10 protein-coding genes are annotated in these 16697 nt (G+C 64.6%); 1 reads left to right on the top strand and 9 read right to left on the bottom strand.

Annotated features, from left to right (window positions below):
* Window positions 1-5 precede the first annotated feature (5 nt).
* Window positions 6-929, bottom strand: a complete 924-nt coding sequence (locus AC1D1Y_RS06905; protein ID WP_477655738.1) for a LysR family transcriptional regulator — start codon at window positions 927-929, stop codon at window positions 6-8.
* A 227-nt stretch (window positions 930-1156) separates the two neighbouring features.
* On the opposite strand from AC1D1Y_RS06905, the gene AC1D1Y_RS06900 reads away from it, so the two are divergent.
* Window positions 1157-2389 (top strand): cation:dicarboxylate symporter family transporter, encoded by a 1233-nt coding sequence (locus tag AC1D1Y_RS06900; RefSeq protein WP_477681681.1) that lies wholly within the window; start codon window positions 1157-1159, stop codon window positions 2387-2389.
* Here the strand turns inward: AC1D1Y_RS06900 and AC1D1Y_RS06895 are convergent.
* From AC1D1Y_RS06895 to AC1D1Y_RS06860, 8 genes are all read right to left on the bottom strand, one after another.
* Entirely contained in the window at window positions 2338-4197 is a 1860-nt protein-coding gene (locus AC1D1Y_RS06895; protein WP_477681680.1) for a peptide transporter, read from the bottom strand. The genes AC1D1Y_RS06900 and AC1D1Y_RS06895 overlap by 52 nt on opposite strands.
* Window positions 4198-4288: 91 nt before the next feature.
* Entirely contained in the window at window positions 4289-5848 is a 1560-nt protein-coding gene (locus tag AC1D1Y_RS06890; RefSeq protein WP_477681679.1) for an argininosuccinate lyase, read from the bottom strand.
* A complete protein-coding gene (locus tag AC1D1Y_RS06885) occupies window positions 5845-6084 on the bottom strand; it encodes a hypothetical protein (RefSeq protein WP_477681678.1) in 240 nt (79 codons plus the stop codon). Before AC1D1Y_RS06885 ends, AC1D1Y_RS06890 begins: the two co-directional genes overlap by 4 nt.
* Window positions 6020-9496: a beta strand repeat-containing protein gene (locus AC1D1Y_RS06880; RefSeq protein ID WP_477681677.1), complete on the bottom strand. Its 3477-nt coding sequence runs from the start codon at window positions 9494-9496 to the stop codon at window positions 6020-6022. The genes AC1D1Y_RS06885 and AC1D1Y_RS06880 overlap by 65 nt, the downstream gene beginning before the upstream one ends.
* A gap of 9 nt (window positions 9497-9505) precedes the next feature.
* Window positions 9506-12535 carry a porin gene (locus AC1D1Y_RS06875; protein ID WP_477681676.1) on the bottom strand — a complete coding sequence of 1010 codons (3030 nt, stop codon included), beginning with the start codon at window positions 12533-12535 and terminating at the stop codon, window positions 9506-9508.
* Window positions 12536-12570: 35 nt separating this feature from the next.
* Entirely contained in the window at window positions 12571-13578 is a 1008-nt protein-coding gene (locus AC1D1Y_RS06870) for an alpha/beta fold hydrolase (RefSeq protein WP_477681675.1), read from the bottom strand.
* A gap of 417 nt (window positions 13579-13995) precedes the next feature.
* A complete protein-coding gene (locus AC1D1Y_RS06865) occupies window positions 13996-15132 on the bottom strand; it encodes an AAA family ATPase (protein ID WP_477681674.1) in 1137 nt (378 codons plus the stop codon).
* A 93-nt stretch (window positions 15133-15225) separates the two neighbouring features.
* Complete coding sequence (locus AC1D1Y_RS06860; RefSeq protein WP_477681673.1) at window positions 15226-16131, bottom strand: RNA ligase family protein; 906 nt, start codon at window positions 16129-16131, stop codon at window positions 15226-15228.
* Between the last annotated feature and the right edge of the window lie 566 nt (window positions 16132-16697).

Genomic DNA, 16697 nt, shown 5'->3' with positions numbered 1-16697 from the left:
CGCCCTCAGGCTTTGTGTTGCCGCGCCAGGCTCTTGGCCAGGTCCATGAAATTCTTTTCGGCCGGCGAGTTGCCGTCGTCCCGGCTCACCAGCGTGATGGGCGCCACCAGTGCGGGCCTGGCATTGCGGATGCGGCAGTACACCACGCTCTCACGGTGGAAATCCTTCATGGATGCGGGAACGACCGAGACACCCGCGCCCGCCGCGACCAGGCTGATGTTGGTCAGCATGCGCTCCACCTCCGAGGCAATCCTGAGCGTGAAGCCCGCGTTCTCGCAAGCCTCGATCAGGTTCGAGTACATGCCCGGCGCGCCGTGCCTGCGCACCAGGATGAACTGCTCATCGGCCAGGGACTTCAAGTCAACGACCGGCATCTTGCCCTTGGCGGCACCCGCCACCAGCGCGTGGCCCACCGGGAGGACCAGCAGCATCTCTTCTTCGAGCAGGGACACAAAGCTCACGCCGCGCGGATGGCTGACGGGCGTGCGCAGCATCGCGACATTGACCTTGCCCCTGTCTATGCCCTCGGTCAGCTCGGCCGCATTGGCTTCCCTGAGGTCCAGGTGTACGTCGGGATAGGCGCTGCGGTAAGCCCGGATGATCCCCGGAATCAAGGGATGGGCCGCGGCCGAGCTGGTAAAGCCTATGGCCAGCGTGCCTTCAAAGCCCTGCGCGGCGCGCGCGGCGCGTGCCGCGCCCTGCTCGACGCCGCGCAGGATGGCCTGGGCCTCCTGCACAAACACCGCGCCGCCGGCCGTCAGCGCCGCGCCTTTGGGGTGGCGGCGGAACAACTCGAAGCCCAGTTCCTCTTCCAGCAACCGGATCTGGTGGCTCAGTGGCGGCTGCTGCATGTTCAGCCGCTCGGCGGCGCGCGTGAAATGCTGTTCCTCGGCAACCATCAGGAAGTAGCGCAGGTGTCTCAGTTCCATGAGGTCGGCCTATCTTTAAAGAACCTGTTCCAAGTATCGAAAGCCTTGCATCCAGAGTTTATGCATATACCGGCGGCGCCGGGTGACACCTTGGCGTCTTTGCGCGCACCGTCCATCCGCGAAAACCCACCGTATGGCGCGGCACCCGGGCCGCAGCGGCAGGTCACCCGTAGACTGGCTCATCGATGACCAGAACCAGAAGAACGCTTCGCCATCCCATTGCGCAGATGGCCCTCGCTTTTGCCGCCGGCATGCTGCTGGGGCACTTTTTCCCGTCAGCCGGCACGCAGATGAAGCCCTTTAGCGACGGCTTTCTGCGCCTGGTCGGCATGCTGATCGGCTTGCTGATTTTTTGCCTGGTGGTGTCCGGCATCGCCGGCATGCGAAACCGGCTGCAGGCCACGCAGGTGGGTGTCAAGGCCATCGTCTACTACGAGACCATGACCGTGATCTCACTGGCGGCGGGCATTCTGGGCGCCACGCTGCTGGCGCCCGGCAAGGGTTTTGCACCGATTTTTTCCGATGCCGCGACGGCCGCTGCCGCGCCGGCCGCCGCGGACAGCAAGACCGGCTTTTTGCTCGACATCATTCCCTCGACATTTACCGGCGCCTTCACGGGCGGCAACAGCCTGCAGATTCTGCTGCTGGCGCTGCTCTCGGGCATCGCGCTGGGGCGCGTGGGCGAGCGCGGCCGCGGGCTGCTGGAACTCATAGAGTCGGTGCAGCAGGTACTGCAAGGCATGGTCGGCATGGTCCTGAAGCTGGCACCGCTGGCGGCCTTCGGCGCCATGGCCTTCATGATAGGCCGCTACGGCATCTCCTCCATGCTGCCGCTGCTGCATTTTGTCGCGGCGATCTACCTCGTCAGCATCCTGTTCGTCTGCCTCGTGCTGGGCACGGTCGCGCGCGCCGCCGGCTGCAACATCTTCCGCCTGATCGCCTATGTGAAGGACGAGCTGCTGCTGGTCTTCTTCACCAGTTCATCGATCGCCGCCCTGCCGGGCCTGGTCGGGAAACTGGAAAAAATGGGCTGCGCAAAACCGGTGGTGCGCCTGATGCTGCCGACCGGCTACAGCTTCAACCTGAACGGCAGCAACATCTACATCGCCATGGCCGCGGTCTTCCTCGCGCAGATATCGCACGTCGAGCTGGGATTCTGGCCGCTGCTGTCCTTGCTGGGCATCTCGATGCTGACGTCCAAGAGCGCCACCAGCATCGCCGGTTCCGCTTTCGTCGCCCTGACCGCGACGCTGGCCAGCCTGAACATTATTCCGGTGGCCGGCATTGTCCTGTTGCTGGGCATAGAGCGGCTGATGAAGTGCCGCTCGCTCACCAATGTGATCGGCAATTGCGTGGGCTGCATCGCCGTGTGCGCCTGGGAAAAAGCGCTGGACCGCCAGGCCATGCATCAGGCCCTGACGGGCAAGGCCGCCTCCTCGCCCATCGCCGACCAGATCTGATACAGGCGATCGCCCAGGCAGTCCGCGCGGCCTTCGAACAAGGTGTTCAGGCATTCGGGCCGCTCAAGCCGCCGGTAGAGCTCAGCCCGTTCCGCGTAGCCGTCGGCCATGCGGATGGCGGCCGCGATGTAATCCTCCACGCTGGCGGCAATGCTCCAGTCCGGCAAGCCCAGGCGCCGGAACAGGGCTTCGTCGATGTGTTCGAACACCTCGGGCCCGGTCTTGCACACACCGGGCAGGCCGACCGTCACCGCGTCGGTGATGCCGTTGGTGTTGCCGAAGGGAAAAGGGCTCAGGAACATGTCGCAGCGGCTGAAGATGGCCAGGTAATCCGGATAAGGCTGGTGCGCGTAAATCTCGGCGTCCGGCAGGTAGCGGCGTATCAACCTGCGGACCTGCGGATAGATCAGGCCGGTCGCCTGCCCGATCAGGAAATGAAAGCGGACCTGCTTGCGCGCGCCCGCGCGTATCTTCTGGCAGGCCAGCAAGAACTTCGGGTTGAGCTTCATGGTGGTCGCAGCCACGGCGATGTTGACCACCGGCAAATCCTGCCGCTGCGGCCGCCCCAGCGAGACTTCGATGGCGGACGGGCGGTAGGGCTGCCCGTCTTTCGGCAGGCGCAGCAGGGTTTCGCTGAAGCAGGCGGGATCACCGACAAAATCGTCTTCCACGCTGATGTAGTCGATGCGGTCGGAATGCGTGGTGGCGGGATGGCCCAGCGCGGCCACCTGCAGGGGCGCCAGGCGCTGGTTGGCCGCGAACATGGTGATGGGAAACATGCCGACGCTGGGCATGTAAAACACGGCGGGCCTGAGGGCGCCGGCCAGCGCGTGCAGCTGGCGCAGGCAGGCGATCATGTCGTTGGGCGCGGCGAAATCAATCACCTCGTCAAACACCGCCCGGCCCAGTTCGTCGATGTTGCCGGGGTAGGCAATGGCCACCAGGCGGAAATGCCGGCGCGCGGCCGCCAGGCTCCTCGAGTGCGTGCGGTAAATCGAATGCCCGCCCGAGAACCACTCGAGCAGCACCAGCATGATGGGCTTGTCCACACTTTGCACGGCGAGCGCGGACGCAACGCGCTCCAGGCCCAGCGCTTCGAGCTTCTTGCGGACCAGGCGGTTGATGGGGCGCTTGATCTCGTGGCGCGCCGGCAGGTCGGCGTAGCTGCAGTGCATGTACACGTCGTGCAGGATACCCACCGGCAGGATGTCCAGGCTTTCGATTTCCTCTAGGTGGGCGGGCAGCCAGGCCAGCAGCGCCTCGCGCTTGGAATGCGCGGCAGGCGAGCCGAGGAAGCGCGGCGACAGCAGGGCCACAAACAGCGCGGCGGCCAGCTGTTTGTTCTGCCGCCACAGCAGTTCCACGTCCAGCGGGATTTCCGATTCGGGCGAATACAGGATGCAGAACTTCACGAGGTCCCGCTCGCTCACGTGAAACTCCGGCGAAGCGGAGCCCAGGAAGTTGAGCGACCTCAGGATGTGGTCGCAATGCACAAAGGCACTGGCGGCGAACAGCGCCGACAGCCAGCGCTGGAAGTTGATGAGCTGGCCGAAGCCACCGGGGGAGACGTGAAAGCTCGGGTCGGAAAACAAGGCCGAGATGGCGCTGGTGAGGCGGGTCAGGCCGTGCGCGTCGCGCTCCTGCGCGCCTATGGCCGCCGACAGGCTGAGCGCGAAATTTCCGTCGAGGTTGCCGTAATTCCTGTCGATGAGCAGCAACAGCTTGACCAGCTCGCGCGCGGCCGGCTCCTGCTGCCGCGAGTAGCACAGGTATTCAAAATTCTCGAGCGAAAAGATGTCATCGGTCATGTACGCCCCTGACGCGGAAGGCCGCAGGCCGCCGGCCCGGCAGCGCCAGTATCGCCGCTGCCGCCCATCCCGACTACCGCGCCCTTCCCGCTCACTGGCCCAGCCTGGAAAAAGTGCGGTCCAGGGTGTCCTGGGCGCGCGCGAGTTTGWCCTGCTGCGCCTTGAGCCAGGCCGCATCCTGCTCCAGCCGCTTCTTCTCGTCCGCCAGCATCCTCACGGTCTCCGCGCGCTGCGGGCCGCCCAGGCCCTTGCTGGAGGCCAGCATGTTCTGCGCGGTCAGCGAGGTGCGGAAGCGCTCCTGCGTCAGCGGAAATTCCGCCCGCGGGAAATCAAAGGCCTTCACCGCTTCGGCATACAGCTGCTTGACGACGTCGAAAGGGATCTCGGCCGGCTTGAGCTTGTTGGCGCGCCCGTAGTTGACCAGGTCCGAGGCGAAATGGTGGCCGACGCGGAAAGGGACGTCCGCGTCGCGCTGCAGGATGTCGGCCAGCTCGGTGGTGGTGGAGTACTCGGCGTCGACTTCCTGCAACGCGCGCTCGCGGTCGATGACGAGGTGGTCCATCAGGTCGGCCAGCTTCGCGAAGGCACCGGCCGTGAGGTCCAGCGTTTTTCCGACCTGGTCGCGTTTGTAATCGGGCATGCCGGGCGTGACGTTGTGCGCCTCCAGCTGGAAGGTGAAGGCCCCGCCCACCACTTCGCTGGCCTGCAGCCGCAGCACATTGAGGGCATAGGGGTTGCGCTTTTGCGGCATGATGCTGCTCGTGCCGGTGAGCCGCCCCTCCTGGATGGTGATCCACGGAGACACCTGGTGGTACTGGGTGTGCATGTCCTGCACCAGCAGGCCTATCGTCAACGCCGCGTTGCTGCACAGGCCCACGAGCTCCACGCCCTGGTCGAGCGCCCCGAGCTGGGCCGCGTCGTAGGAGTTTTCCACCACGCCGTCAAAACCCAGCAGTTCCGCCAGGCGCTGGCGATTGACCGGAAAGCTCGAGGTGCCGAGCGCGCCCGCGCCCAGCGGGCTCATATTGAGTCGCGCATAGGCCTCCTTCAGGCGCGCGCTGTCGCGCCCGAAAACCGAGGCAAAGGCCAGCAGGTAGTGCGCGTAGGTAGTGGGCTGGGCCTGCACGCCGTTGGTGTAGGCCGGCACGATGGTGTCCAGGTTGTTCCCGGCCACGGCCAGCAGCCGCGCCTTGGACTCAATCATCGCCGCCATCAGCGCCAGCGTGCGCTCGCGCTGCATCAGGCGCCGCGTGGTGGACAGGATGTCCTGGCGGCTGCGGCCTGAATGCATGCGCGAGCCGTCGGGGCCGGCCAGCGCCAGGATCAGCGGCTCATACTGAAGATAGTCCCCGGGGCGCTTGGCGCCGGGCTGGTTGCCGTCCCTGATCACCTGGTCGACCGCCCGCGCGATCTTTTTGCCAAGCTCGGGCGGGACGATTTTGGTCTCGACCACCATGACAGTTGAGGCCTTGTTCATCTCGCCGAGGAAATGAAAATTGTCGTGCTCGGGCTGGCCGGCCTGCTTGTCCGCGGCGATGGCGGCGGCGGACAGCGACAGCATCAGCAGCGGGATCAACGCCAGCCGCCCGGCGCGCCGTGACAGCCTGGAGAAACCGGCAGCCGCGGCGAATGAGGGTTCAAGAAGCTTCATTCTTCGCCTGTGCTGGGCAGACTGGATGAAAGCACGGAAATGGTGAGCTTGTCCGGGCCAGTGCCCGGAGGGGAGAACGCGCTGTCGGCCAAAGGCGCCATCCAGTCGCCGCCGGCCATGTCCGACTGCAGCGCGGCGGTGGCGGCGGCCGACGCCGCGCTGGTCAGGCTGTTATTTATCGTGCCGCCGAGATTGCGCAACACGGTGCCGGAGCCGGTGGCGGCAATCGTTGTCACATCCGAGGACTGGCTGAAGGGCTGCCCGTTGGGCGCGCTGGCGTTGATGAGCAAGAGGCCGTTTTCCACCTGCAGCTTGTTCCGGGCCGCTACTGCCGGTGACCGAGAGCTTGCCCGACACCGTCGAGATGGCGGCGGAACTCGTCGCCGTCGAGGGATAGATGGTGACGCCGCTGCCGTAGGTGGAACTGCCGGCGACGCTCACCGATCCACTGCCGGTGGCGCGAATCACGTTGTTGCCGGTCAGCACCCCCACGCCGTCGCCGTAAACGCTGCTGCCGGTGATCGCAAGCGCGCCGTTCTCTACGCTGAGCAAAGCCTTGCCGCCGCCGTAGATGCTGACACCGTTGCCCTGGTCGGCGGCGTTGCCGGTCAGCGTGACGTTGCCCGCGCCGGTGGTCTGGATGCGGTTGGCGACGTTCTGGATGGCAATGCCGTGGTCCAGCTCCGCGATGTTCGGCGAATGGAAATTGCCGACCAGCGTGATATTGCCGCCCTGCGAGGCGATGTTGTTGACCGAGTTGGTGCTGGTGGCGCTGCCACCCAGGGAAATGGCGTCCGAGGTGCCGATGGAATCGCCCCTAAAGGTGATGTCGCCGGTCACGGTGCTGACGTTCACGCCGCTCGAATTGCCGGTGGAGTTCAGGTAGATGCCGTAGCCGCCGAAGCTGCTGGTGCTGTTGCCGTTGACGGCAATGGCGCCGCTGCCGGTCGTGATGTTGATCGCCGCGTTGGCGCCGGAGGGCGCGATGTCCACGCCGCGCCCCGAGTAGCTGGTGCCGTCCACCGTGAGCGCGCCCGACTGCGTGCCCAGGTTGATGCTGGCATAGGCGCCGCTGGCGTCCAGCGACACGGCCTTGAACGAACCGGTGGTGGGATTGACCACGCTGTTGTTGGCCAGCAGCTTGAGCGCGCCCGCCGTGGTGTTGATGTTGATTTTCGAGGCGGTGGCCGCGCTGGCGCCGCTACCCGAGCTGAGCAGCCCCAGCGCGGGCGTCGTGCCTCCTGAGGTATTGCCGGCCACCGTGATGTTGCCGTCGGAGAAGATGCTGATGGATGAGCCGGTCCCCGTCGAGTTGAGTACCGTGCCGTAGCTGCCGGTGCTGCTGCCGCCCAGCGTGATGGCGCCGCCCGCCGTGGCATTGAGCACTACGGCGCCGTTGGTGCCCGAAGCCGCCAGGTAGACGCCGCGGCCGGCGCCGGCAAAGCCGTTGGCATTGGCCTGCACGGTCAGGTTGCCGCTGCCCACGGTAAGTGTTTGCGAGGAGCCGCTGGCTGTCGAGCAGATCAGCACGCCGAAGCCCGAACTGGCGTTGCCCCTGATCGTCAGGTTGCCCGAGCCGCTGGCGGCCAGGGTGTTGTTGGTGCTGAAGATGCGTGTGCCATTGCCGCTGCCCAGGTTGGTGCTGTCCACCGTGATGGAGCCGGCGCCGCTGGTGAGCACGTTGCTGCCGCCGGTGAGCACAAAGGCGTCGCCGGTCGCGGTAGTGCTGGCGACATTGGCCGTGATGGAGATATTGCCGCCACCCGCATTGAGCGTGGAGGCGCCGGCGATCTGCACCGCGCTGCTGTTGGAGTTCCCCGCGCTGGCGGCGACTGCGCCGCGTATCGTGATGTTGCCGCCGCCCGTGCTCAGCGTGGAGCCGCTGATGTTCACGCCGGCGGTGCTGTTCAGGATGGTGCTGGCCGAGCCCACCAAGGGGTCGACGCCGCCTATGGTGATGGAGCCGCCGTTGGTGGTGATGCTGCTGCCCGTCAGGGAAACCGAGCCGTTGCCGCTGTTGTTGTAGTTGGAGAACAGCGAGACGTTGAGGGTTTTGCCGGTACCGTTGGAAATGGTGCGGCCGCTGCCGATGATGATGTTGCGATGCGCCTGCAGGGTCAGGGAGGCATTGCCCACGCCCTTGACGTTGTCCAGCACGTTGATGTCGCCCGAGGTGCCGCCGAAGCTGTTGGTGGTCTGGACGATCACGTTGGCGCCTGTGGACAGCGAGGCGTTGAGCACGGCCGAACTCAGGTTGGAACTGGCCGCACCGCTGGAGGTGAAGGGGGAACTCCCGGTCGCGCCTACGCTTGCCGTGCTCGTGATGTTGATGTTGAAGGGGTCTATCAGCCAGGTGCCGCCCTTGCCGGAGGCCGCGCTGATATCCACCGAACCCGTCGCCTCCAGGCTGTGGCCCGAGGTCTCGACCAGGCCGCCGCTGCCGGTCTGCCCGCCGCCCAGCACGGTGATGCCGCCGTGAAACTGCGTGCTGGCGGTGGACCAAAGGATGACTTTTCCGCCATCGCCGCTGCTGAGCGCGTCGGCGTTGATACGGGCGTCTTCGCCCATGTACGTTCCGACGGCCTGGCGCTCGCTACCGCTGCCCTGGTAGTTGCCGCCCACCAGCACGCTGCCGCCGCCGGCGTCGCCCGAAGCATCGATGCGAGCAGCGTCGAACACGCCGACGTATTGGCCCAGGACCTTGACGCCGCCGCCGGTTTCGCCGGCGTTGCGGCCGGAGACATCGATGCGGCCGCTCACGGCGACGATGCCGGCATCGCCGCCATCGAGCAATACCGCGCCGTTGCGGCGCTGCAGGCTGGTCGCCTCGATCACGCCTTCGTTGTTGACCACGTTGGACAGCAGCGCATCGCCGGACCGCGCCGACATGACAACCACGCCGCCGTTGGCCTTGAGCAGCCCCTGGTTCACCACGCTGGCGCCCAGCGAAGGGTCGCTGACCTGCATGTTGATCAGGCCGTCGCCGTTGAAGTCCAGCGTGATTTTCTCGCCGGCGCCCAGCATCACGCTGCCCAGGCGGGCCGTGATGCTGCCTTCGTTGCGCACCTGCGCGCCCAGCAAGGCCACGTAGCCGCCGTCGGCCGCGACGATGCTGCCCTGGTTGATCACGGCGCCGCCCATGCCGCCTGCGTCAAAACGGTTGCTGCCGGCCATGAAGTTGGCGTCGGAGAGATTCAGCGAGCTGGCCACCAGGCCGCCGACGTTGACGGCCGAGCCCTGGCCGAACAGGATGCCCGAGGGGTTGATCAGGAAGACCTGGCCGTTGGCATTGAGCTGGCCCATGATCTGCGAGGCGTCGCTGGAGGTGACGCGGTTGAGCGCCACCGACGAGGCCGAGGGCTGCACGAAATTCACTTTCGCCGCGCTGCCGATGTTGAAAGTGTTCCAGGTGGCGGCCATGCGGTCGCTGCCCTGCACCACATTCATGACGTTGCCGCTCTGGCTGATGCTGCCGCTTCCGGCCGTGACCTGGCCGTTGGTCGGCAAGGCGCCGGCGTCCAGCGCATGCGCGTGCAGCGGATAGATGCCGCACAGCGCCGACAGGATGGCGGCGCACAGCGGCGTCAGCGCCGGGCGGTTTTTCCGGGTGAAGGGCAAGGAAGAGGCCGGTGAAGATTGGTGTGCCATGCGAGCTCCTCAGAATGTGTAGTTGATGCCGACACCGATCGCGCGGATCGTGGTGCCGACGCCTGCGGTGCCGAAGACGCCGGCGACGGCGTAGTTGTAGTTGGCCAGGGGCTGGTTGCGCAGCAGAACGAACTGCCCGAAGATCCTGACCTGCTTGCTCCAGGCATAAGAAAAGCCAACGGCCTGGGAGGTTGCGCCCATGCCCTCGGTCGAGCAGTTCACGCCGTTGCCGGAAATCATGCTGCAGTCGCCCGCGAAGGCCTTTGCATGGCTGGCGCGCAGCTGCCAGGCGCCTATCTTGTGCGAGATACCGAGCATGTAGGCGCGGCGGCGGTAGCTGGACATGTCGCTCGAGGTGACGCTGGTGTTGACCACGCCGGACTCGGCGTAGTTCAGCTCGTCGGCGATCAACGATACCTTGGTGGCGCCGAAATCGTAGGCCACGCCGACGCGCACGCTGTAGTCGTTGGACGACGTGCCCTGGGTCACATGGGTGTTGGTGCCGACGCCGCGCGCGTTGCGGCCCAGGCTGGCGATGCCGAAATAGTTCACGTGCTGCTCGGCCGCCACCACGGCGGAAAAGCCGCCGTTCTCATAGGACAGGCTGCCGCCGTAGAGATAGCCGGTATCGACGTCGGGTGCGGCCTTCATGCCGTTGTTCGAATACGCCAGCTTGAGCTGGAAACCGCCCATCTTCGGCGTCCAGTAGCCGTACATGCCGGCCTGGCGACGGTTGAAAGCGGTGTCGTCGTTGTTGTTCACCGCCGCCGTACCCACCGGCCCCGAGTTCCGGGTGATGCTGGTGGCAAAGCCCGGCGAGCCGATGATGTTGTAGTGAGCCGCGCTGGTGGTGCCGCCGAAAGGATCGAATGACGTGGTGCTTTCCTTGAGCGGCATGTCCCAGTTGCCGTACATCGCGGTGCCGGCGTCGGGATGGGCGAGGGCCACACCGGTGTTGCGCAACTCCTGCCGGTGTGTCCAGTCCGGCGTGGCGTCGACGCCGGCGGCGCCCGCGCTCAGCGACAGGCCCAGCTCCAGTTGCCACAGCGCCTTCCACTGTTCATAAATCGGGATGCCGCCGCGTGCGCCTACATACGACACGTTGTCGCGCGCGCGCCAGAAGCCCGACATGTTGCGCCCGTTGGGCGTGGCGAGTTTGCTCTGGTCGGCGGGCGCCGCGGGCGTCGCGCCCGAGCGGCTCACGTATTCGGGGATGATGCCCAGCGAGCCGTACAGCAACATGCCGTCTTCGGCTTCCTCGAAATCCTCGCCCCGGCTGCCGCTGCTGGAGGCCAGGCCGGTGAAGGCCTGCGGCGAACCCGAGACCGACAGCCACAGGCGGCGCGCGCTTTTCGGTTCGCTCGTGGGGTTGACGCCGGGCGAGAACGCGAGGCTCGCGTTGAACACCAGGTCCTTGTTGTAGACATTCAGGCCGACACCGTAGCCGTAGCGGCTCGCGCGGTTTTCGCTGTTGTCCCAGGGCTTCTTGTTGATCGTGACACGCCCCGCGTCGGCGAACAGCGCGCCTTCCACGACGGAGTTGCCCACCACACCCAGGGTCTTGCGCAGTTCCAGCCGCGCCAGCATGCCCTGGTCGCCCGCGGCTTCGCCGGCCGGGTAGGCGCGTACGCCGCTGGAGCCGCCCAGGCTCATTTTTTCCGACGCGTCCAGGTTCTTGTCGGCGTACTGCGCGCTGACCGAGCCCAGCAGGGAGAAGCCGCCGCCCAGCGGCTGCTGGCGGCTGAACGACAGGTTGAGCTTTTTGTAGCCGCCGGCCGCGTTCGCCGTGAAACGGTCCAGCGCGGCATCGTTGGGCGTTTCCTTTTTCAGGTGGCCCATGCCCAGGCGCGCACTCCAGCTGTTGCCGGCCGCCGCGCCCGTCCATTCGTCACGCCAGTCGCCGGACAGGCCGGCGCTCAGCACCTGGGCGGACTTGTCGACGGTGGTGCCGCTGGTGGTGTCCTGGAAATGCCGGTATTCCGCCGCCACCGACAGGTTGACGTTGGCGCGCCGGCTGCGCAGCAGCGCGGCGTTCAGGAACAGGGTGCTGATGCGGGCTTCGCCGTTGGCTTGCACCTCTTTGAGGTTTTTGCCGATGTTGTATTGCAGGCCCGCGAAGTTCGCGCCCACCGTCAGGCCGGTCGTGCCCAGGGGCTGCTGGTAGCCGACGCCGGCGATGCGCAGGCCTTCAAAAGTCTGCTGCGTGTTCAGGCTGAAGCTTTCGCCCATGCCCAGCGCGTCGTTGAGGTTCAGGCTGACGGACAGCCGGTTCGCGCCGGTGTAATAACTGCCGCCGTTGTCTATGCTCACGCGCGAGGTGATCGCGCTCATCTCGCTGAGCTTGACGATGATGTCGGTGGCGCCCGGCTGCGCCGATGGGCGCAGCACCGCCTTGACCGACACGCCGGTGATGTCGGACAGCCGCAGCAGCGTGTTTTCCAGGTCGAGCTCCTGGATCACCTCGCCCGGCCGCAGCCCCGCGAGATGGCGGTCTACCAGGTCCCGGTTCAGGCGCACGCTGGCGTCGGGCTCGGCCGTCACCCGGCCGATGACGCCTTCACGGATGCCGAGGGCGACCACACCGCCCTGTATTTCCTGCGCGGGCAGGTAGGCGCGCGCCACCAGGTAGCCCTGGGCGCGGTAGTAGGCCGTGATTTTGGCGGCGGCTTTGCCCAGCCCGGCGAAGTCCAGCTCACGGCCGACAAACTCCTGCAGTTGCTCCTGCAGCATGGAGGCCGGCAGGGAGCGGTTGCCGCTGAGCACAAAGCCCGTGACCTGGATGCCCGGCCCGCCGGCGGGCAAACCCTGGCCCTCATCGCTGCCCTCCGTCTCTTTCTCGATGCGCGCGGGGCGCTGCACCGCAGCCGGCGCACCGGTGCTTTCCGTGGGCGAGAGCTGCTGGCGGTTGGCGTCAAACAGGGTGCCGGCGCTGGGCGGGGTTTGCGCATGGGCGGTGAAAGGCGCGGCGGCCAGCATCGCGCAGATTTGCGATGCGAGGATTTTTCGCCGGTGCGTGGCAAGGCGTGGGGATTCCATCATGGTGTTCGTCTTCTGTCTTGTTGTTGTGTTCGCGCCTAGTTGCCGGCGGCCGGGAAAATTTTTCCGGCGACGTCGCGCGACTCAAAGATGTCGGCCGCCTCGTGGCCCGCTTGCGGCACGACCATGACCTCGCGCGTCACGGGTGTCTGCCACTTCCGGGCCAGAAACTGTTCGTAGCGCATGTAGTTCCTGTGCCGGTCCAGCCGGTCCGTGCCCTGCATGGCGGCGCCGCAGGATTTGTCGAGCGACTCGTAGGCGGGGTCGTTGTCTTCCGCGCCCACCAGGTAGAGGACGTTGCGCGCCGCATAACGCTTGAACAGCTGCTCGCCGTCCAGGCCCTGGCCGTAGGGAACCATGTTGGCCAGCCCGTAGCGGAAATTGTTGTAGCCGGGGCACAGGACGCTGGTCACCGGCTTGAAGTCCCCGCCCTCGGGACGGCTGGGGTCCAGGTACAGGTAGGAAGACGGGCTGGAGACCACGTAGCGCACGCGGATGCCCGCCTTGCGCAGCGCCTCCTCGCTGTTGTTCAGCACGGCATAACGCTGCATCAGCTGCCCGCCGGCCGAGTGGCCTATGAAGACGATTTCCTTGAGCAGGGGGAAACGCTTGCCCGTGCTCAGGTAGCGGGCGATGTCGTCCAGCACGCCGCAGGAATTGATGGCTTCCTTGCCGCGGGAGTCCTGGCACTGCATCCAGTTGCCGCCGCGCCAGAGCGGAATCTTGCCGTCCGGCGACGGGTCCGATGCCGTCAGGAAATGGGGCACCAGCAACAGGGTGCTGGATGCGTCGAGTTGCGCGGCCTTGAGCAGGCCCTGGCCCACGCCAAAGTAGCGGTCGGCATCGCGCTGCACACCATGCACAAAAATGACCGCGCGGCGGATGCCGGCGTCCGGCCGATGCATGTCGATGTTGGCGTAGACGGCGAAGGGATACGCGGCGCCCGCCGTTTCCAGATCAATCACCTGCTCCCGGGGCTGCTCGCCGGCGGCTTTTTCCGCCGCGGCAAAAAGACGCGCACAAAAAAGCGCCAGGCCTATTGCCACGATTACTTGTAACCATCTATTACTGATGCACGTCATAGCTGATCCCATCTTGTCGAAATTCGAATCAGAAAGGCTTGACGCGCGGTGTACGAATGCCCGGCTTCCGGGTATATGCAACACAAATGGATTACAAATCCAGCGTTCCTTCGCGACCTTCTGTTTGGCTACGGGAGAGGCGGTTTGTAACAACCTGCTAATCCCGGCGCCGTTTTTCGCGATTCTAGGAACGCATTTGCAGCATGTAAAATATCTTGATTCGCGTTATTTGATACTTTTAAAGTATTCAATGAGGTGAATTCCGCAGCCCGGGCCGCTAAAAATTCGTCCTCGCGCAGGGGACGGCTTAAGGGTCGACCCCAAAAAAAAAGGAGCACTCTCGTGCTCCTTTCCTATTGCCTTCAGGTTTTTCCTGCCCCTTCATTTCGTGAGATAGAAAACCTCGTGGGCCTCCCAAGGCATGGGAATTTCCCACCGGTGCAGCATGCGCGCCAGGTCTTTATTGGTGAGGGTCGTATCGCGCTTGCTGTTACGCGAAAACACCACCGACTCAGCGGCCTCCAGGTAGACAAGCTTGACGCGCGCGTTGTAGGCGTACAGCAGGTCCAGGGTCCTGGTCCGCATCTCCAGCGACAGGTGCGTGGCATTCCAGACAAACGGCAATCGGCCCCGCAGCAGGTCCTTGGCCTTGTCCACGGCATAGTGCGCGGCCTTTCCGTCGTTCTGCCCATGCTTCAGGCCGAGGTCCGCCTTCGCATCATCGAATGACACGACCGGCAGTTCACCGGCGTTGTTGCGCACCCAGGTGTCTTTGCCCGACGCCGGCATGCCGCACATCACAATGACTTCGCTGCCTCGCTCCTTGTGAAGCGGGAAGCTGGGGTCGATCTTCTTTCCCCTGGCGTACAGCAGGCGCGTGTGCGCATCCGCCGCTTCCCAAGGGCGATCCCAACAGCCTTGCTCGCGCGCCAACTCCTCGAAAAGCTCAATGTCGGCAAGATGGCTTGCCTGGTCTTCGCAGATGCGGCCGCGCATATCGGCCCGGGCCATGCAGGTGAGCTCGGAGACATCGAGTTCCCAGGACAGCCGTCGCACGATGAATTCAGGAGCCTCCGCGCGCCGGCTGTCAAACGCCCAGAATGGCAGCTGGTGAACGCTGATGATGCGGCAGGCCGCTTCACGAAGCTCGAATGGCATCTCCGCTTTCCACAGCAGGATCCGGGCATCGACGGCGCCACGTTTGGAATGGCCAGGCTGGCCAATGGCGCCCGTCACCGGATCGATGACCGTGGTATCCGGCTTCGCGATGTCGTGCAGCAGTGCTGCAATAAACATCACCTGTCGGCGAGGCTCTGCAGCGTTCTGCCACGCGTGATCAGACAGCAGCGCGTCAAGGACAAGCCGGGTGTGAATCCCAACGTTTCCTTCGGCGTGGTGGCGTGCGTCCTGTGGGGTGTGCTCAAGCGCAAGAAGCGCCGGGACCAACTCACAAAGCAATTGCCAATCGTAGGTGCCACCCGGCTCGGGAATCAGCGTTTTCAAGTCTTTCCAATTCATGATCTTTCTCCTTTCGGTACGACGCCTTGATCAGCGCCAACCACATCGCGAATGCACTCAGTCACTCGCGTCCAATAAATCCGTCAAGTCCGCTCACGGCATCGTCTCCACGAAAACCTTGGGATCGAACTCGCGCAGCTCTTCGAGGGACGTGATGGTCTTCAGCCCGAGCTGTTCCCAGCCGACGGTTGGCACCGGCGCATAGAGATCGGCACCTTCGGCCAGCAGATTGGGAAACATCGGCCTGGCAAGATGATGTGATCCCGAATCGAGAATGGTCTGGGTGAAACCTCGCCTCACAAACTTGTAGCGGGCCTCAACAAAATCGTCGTTCTCCACCTTCAGGTACAGGCCTTCGGACTCGTCCTGCGGGTTGGTCTGCTTCCATGTCAACTCGAGAGGCAGCCCTTCGCGCAACACCTGTCGCTCGAAGTTCACCCGCCAGTCGCGGCTCTTCGCCAGTGACCTGTAGATCAGCTTTTTCAGCTGCTTGAGGTCCGCAGGCATCGCGCCAGCGTAGAGCACCGGCACCGATACGACGGGCTGCCCCCCGAGCATTTCATGCCGGCGCTTCGTCGACAGAAATTTCCCTGTGCGTCGATCCAGCAGGTCGAATTCAAGCAGCATGTGCGGCAGCCTGTCATACCAAACGGAGTGCTTGGCATACATGGCTTCACCGTACAGCACCCAGCGGTCTTCGAGCTTGGACAGCAGTGCGTCGGCATGGGCATGAGCCCATGGCTTCAGCCAGTTGAACTGGCGTTCACTCCAGCCTCCCACCAGATAGTGGCCGCGAGACTGCAAAAGCAGCTCGCCACCATCGCTGAATGAAATGCCGCAGTTCGCCGCATCCATTTTTTCCTCAATGACAATTTGCTTTCCAGCCAGGGCCGCAAGCGGGATCTGGTCCGATCCGTCGTCGCCCTCTTGAAGGCGCGACCCCTCCAAATGCGCAGTACGCGGGTATTTCGCCAGTTCTAGCGATTGAATATGTTCCATGGTCGTCTCCATGCGGCAGTCCGCCGGCAACGCAATGAGTGCGTGCAGGAACGGGAAAGCCGCGGTTCAGTGATATGAACCGACGACGGGGAGTAGGAAAGGACGCTGGTGCGTCCCGGTCAATCATGGCGGCTAACGCACCATGTTGCTCATGTGTCTCGTCCGGGTCGCGAACCGTTTCAACTCCCACAGGTGCATGGCGTGCCTTGTGGAACGGTGAGGGTTCGCGTCTGGTAAAGACGCGGTCGTCGGTTAGGCGGTGACGGTTGCGCGAGACACGTTGAGCTCCAGGCCTCAGAGGGCGTAGGTGAATGAAGGCCGTGATCATAGCGGCTGCCGGAAGAAAGGAAGCGATGATCGTGCGTTGTGTGTCTAACTCGCCACAGGCGATGCAGCGCGTCTTCTATTTAGTAAATTGCCGGAATCCACAGCTTGGTCTGTATCCCTGGAACCAATAACCGTTCCGCCTTTGGAAGCAGAACCGTGCCCCGAGTAACCGAATCGCGCAATCGTTCCTGATCGCCTGAGACTCTGCCAAAGCTGTCGCCGATGGCAACCCTTGTTTG

It is taken from the genome of Polaromonas sp. P1_G1 (assembly GCF_056405595.1).
Note: the sequence above shows the minus strand (reverse complement) of the source record. Positions and strands in the feature narration are given on the sequence as shown.

Bases quoted from the DNA above. Each gene is read 5' to 3' on its own strand.
- AC1D1Y_RS06905 (WP_477655738.1), bottom strand. From the start codon at position 929: ATGGAACTGAGACACCTGCGCTACTTCCTGATGGTTGCCGAGGAACAG.
- AC1D1Y_RS06900 (WP_477681681.1), top strand. From the start codon at position 1,157: ATGGCCCTCGCTTTTGCCGCCGGCATGCTGCTGGGGCACTTTTTCCCG.
- AC1D1Y_RS06895 (WP_477681680.1), bottom strand. From the start codon at position 4,197: ATGACCGATGACATCTTTTCGCTCGAGAATTTTGAATACCTGTGCTAC.
- AC1D1Y_RS06880 (WP_477681677.1), bottom strand. From the start codon at position 9,496: ATGGCACACCAATCTTCACCGGCCTCTTCCTTGCCCTTCACCCGGAAA.
- AC1D1Y_RS06875 (WP_477681676.1), bottom strand. From the start codon at position 12,535: ATGATGGAATCCCCACGCCTTGCCACGCACCGGCGAAAAATCCTCGCA.
- AC1D1Y_RS06865 (WP_477681674.1), bottom strand. From the start codon at position 15,132: ATGAATTGGAAAGACTTGAAAACGCTGATTCCCGAGCCGGGTGGCACC.
- AC1D1Y_RS06860 (WP_477681673.1), bottom strand. From the start codon at position 16,131: ATGGAACATATTCAATCGCTAGAACTGGCGAAATACCCGCGTACTGCG.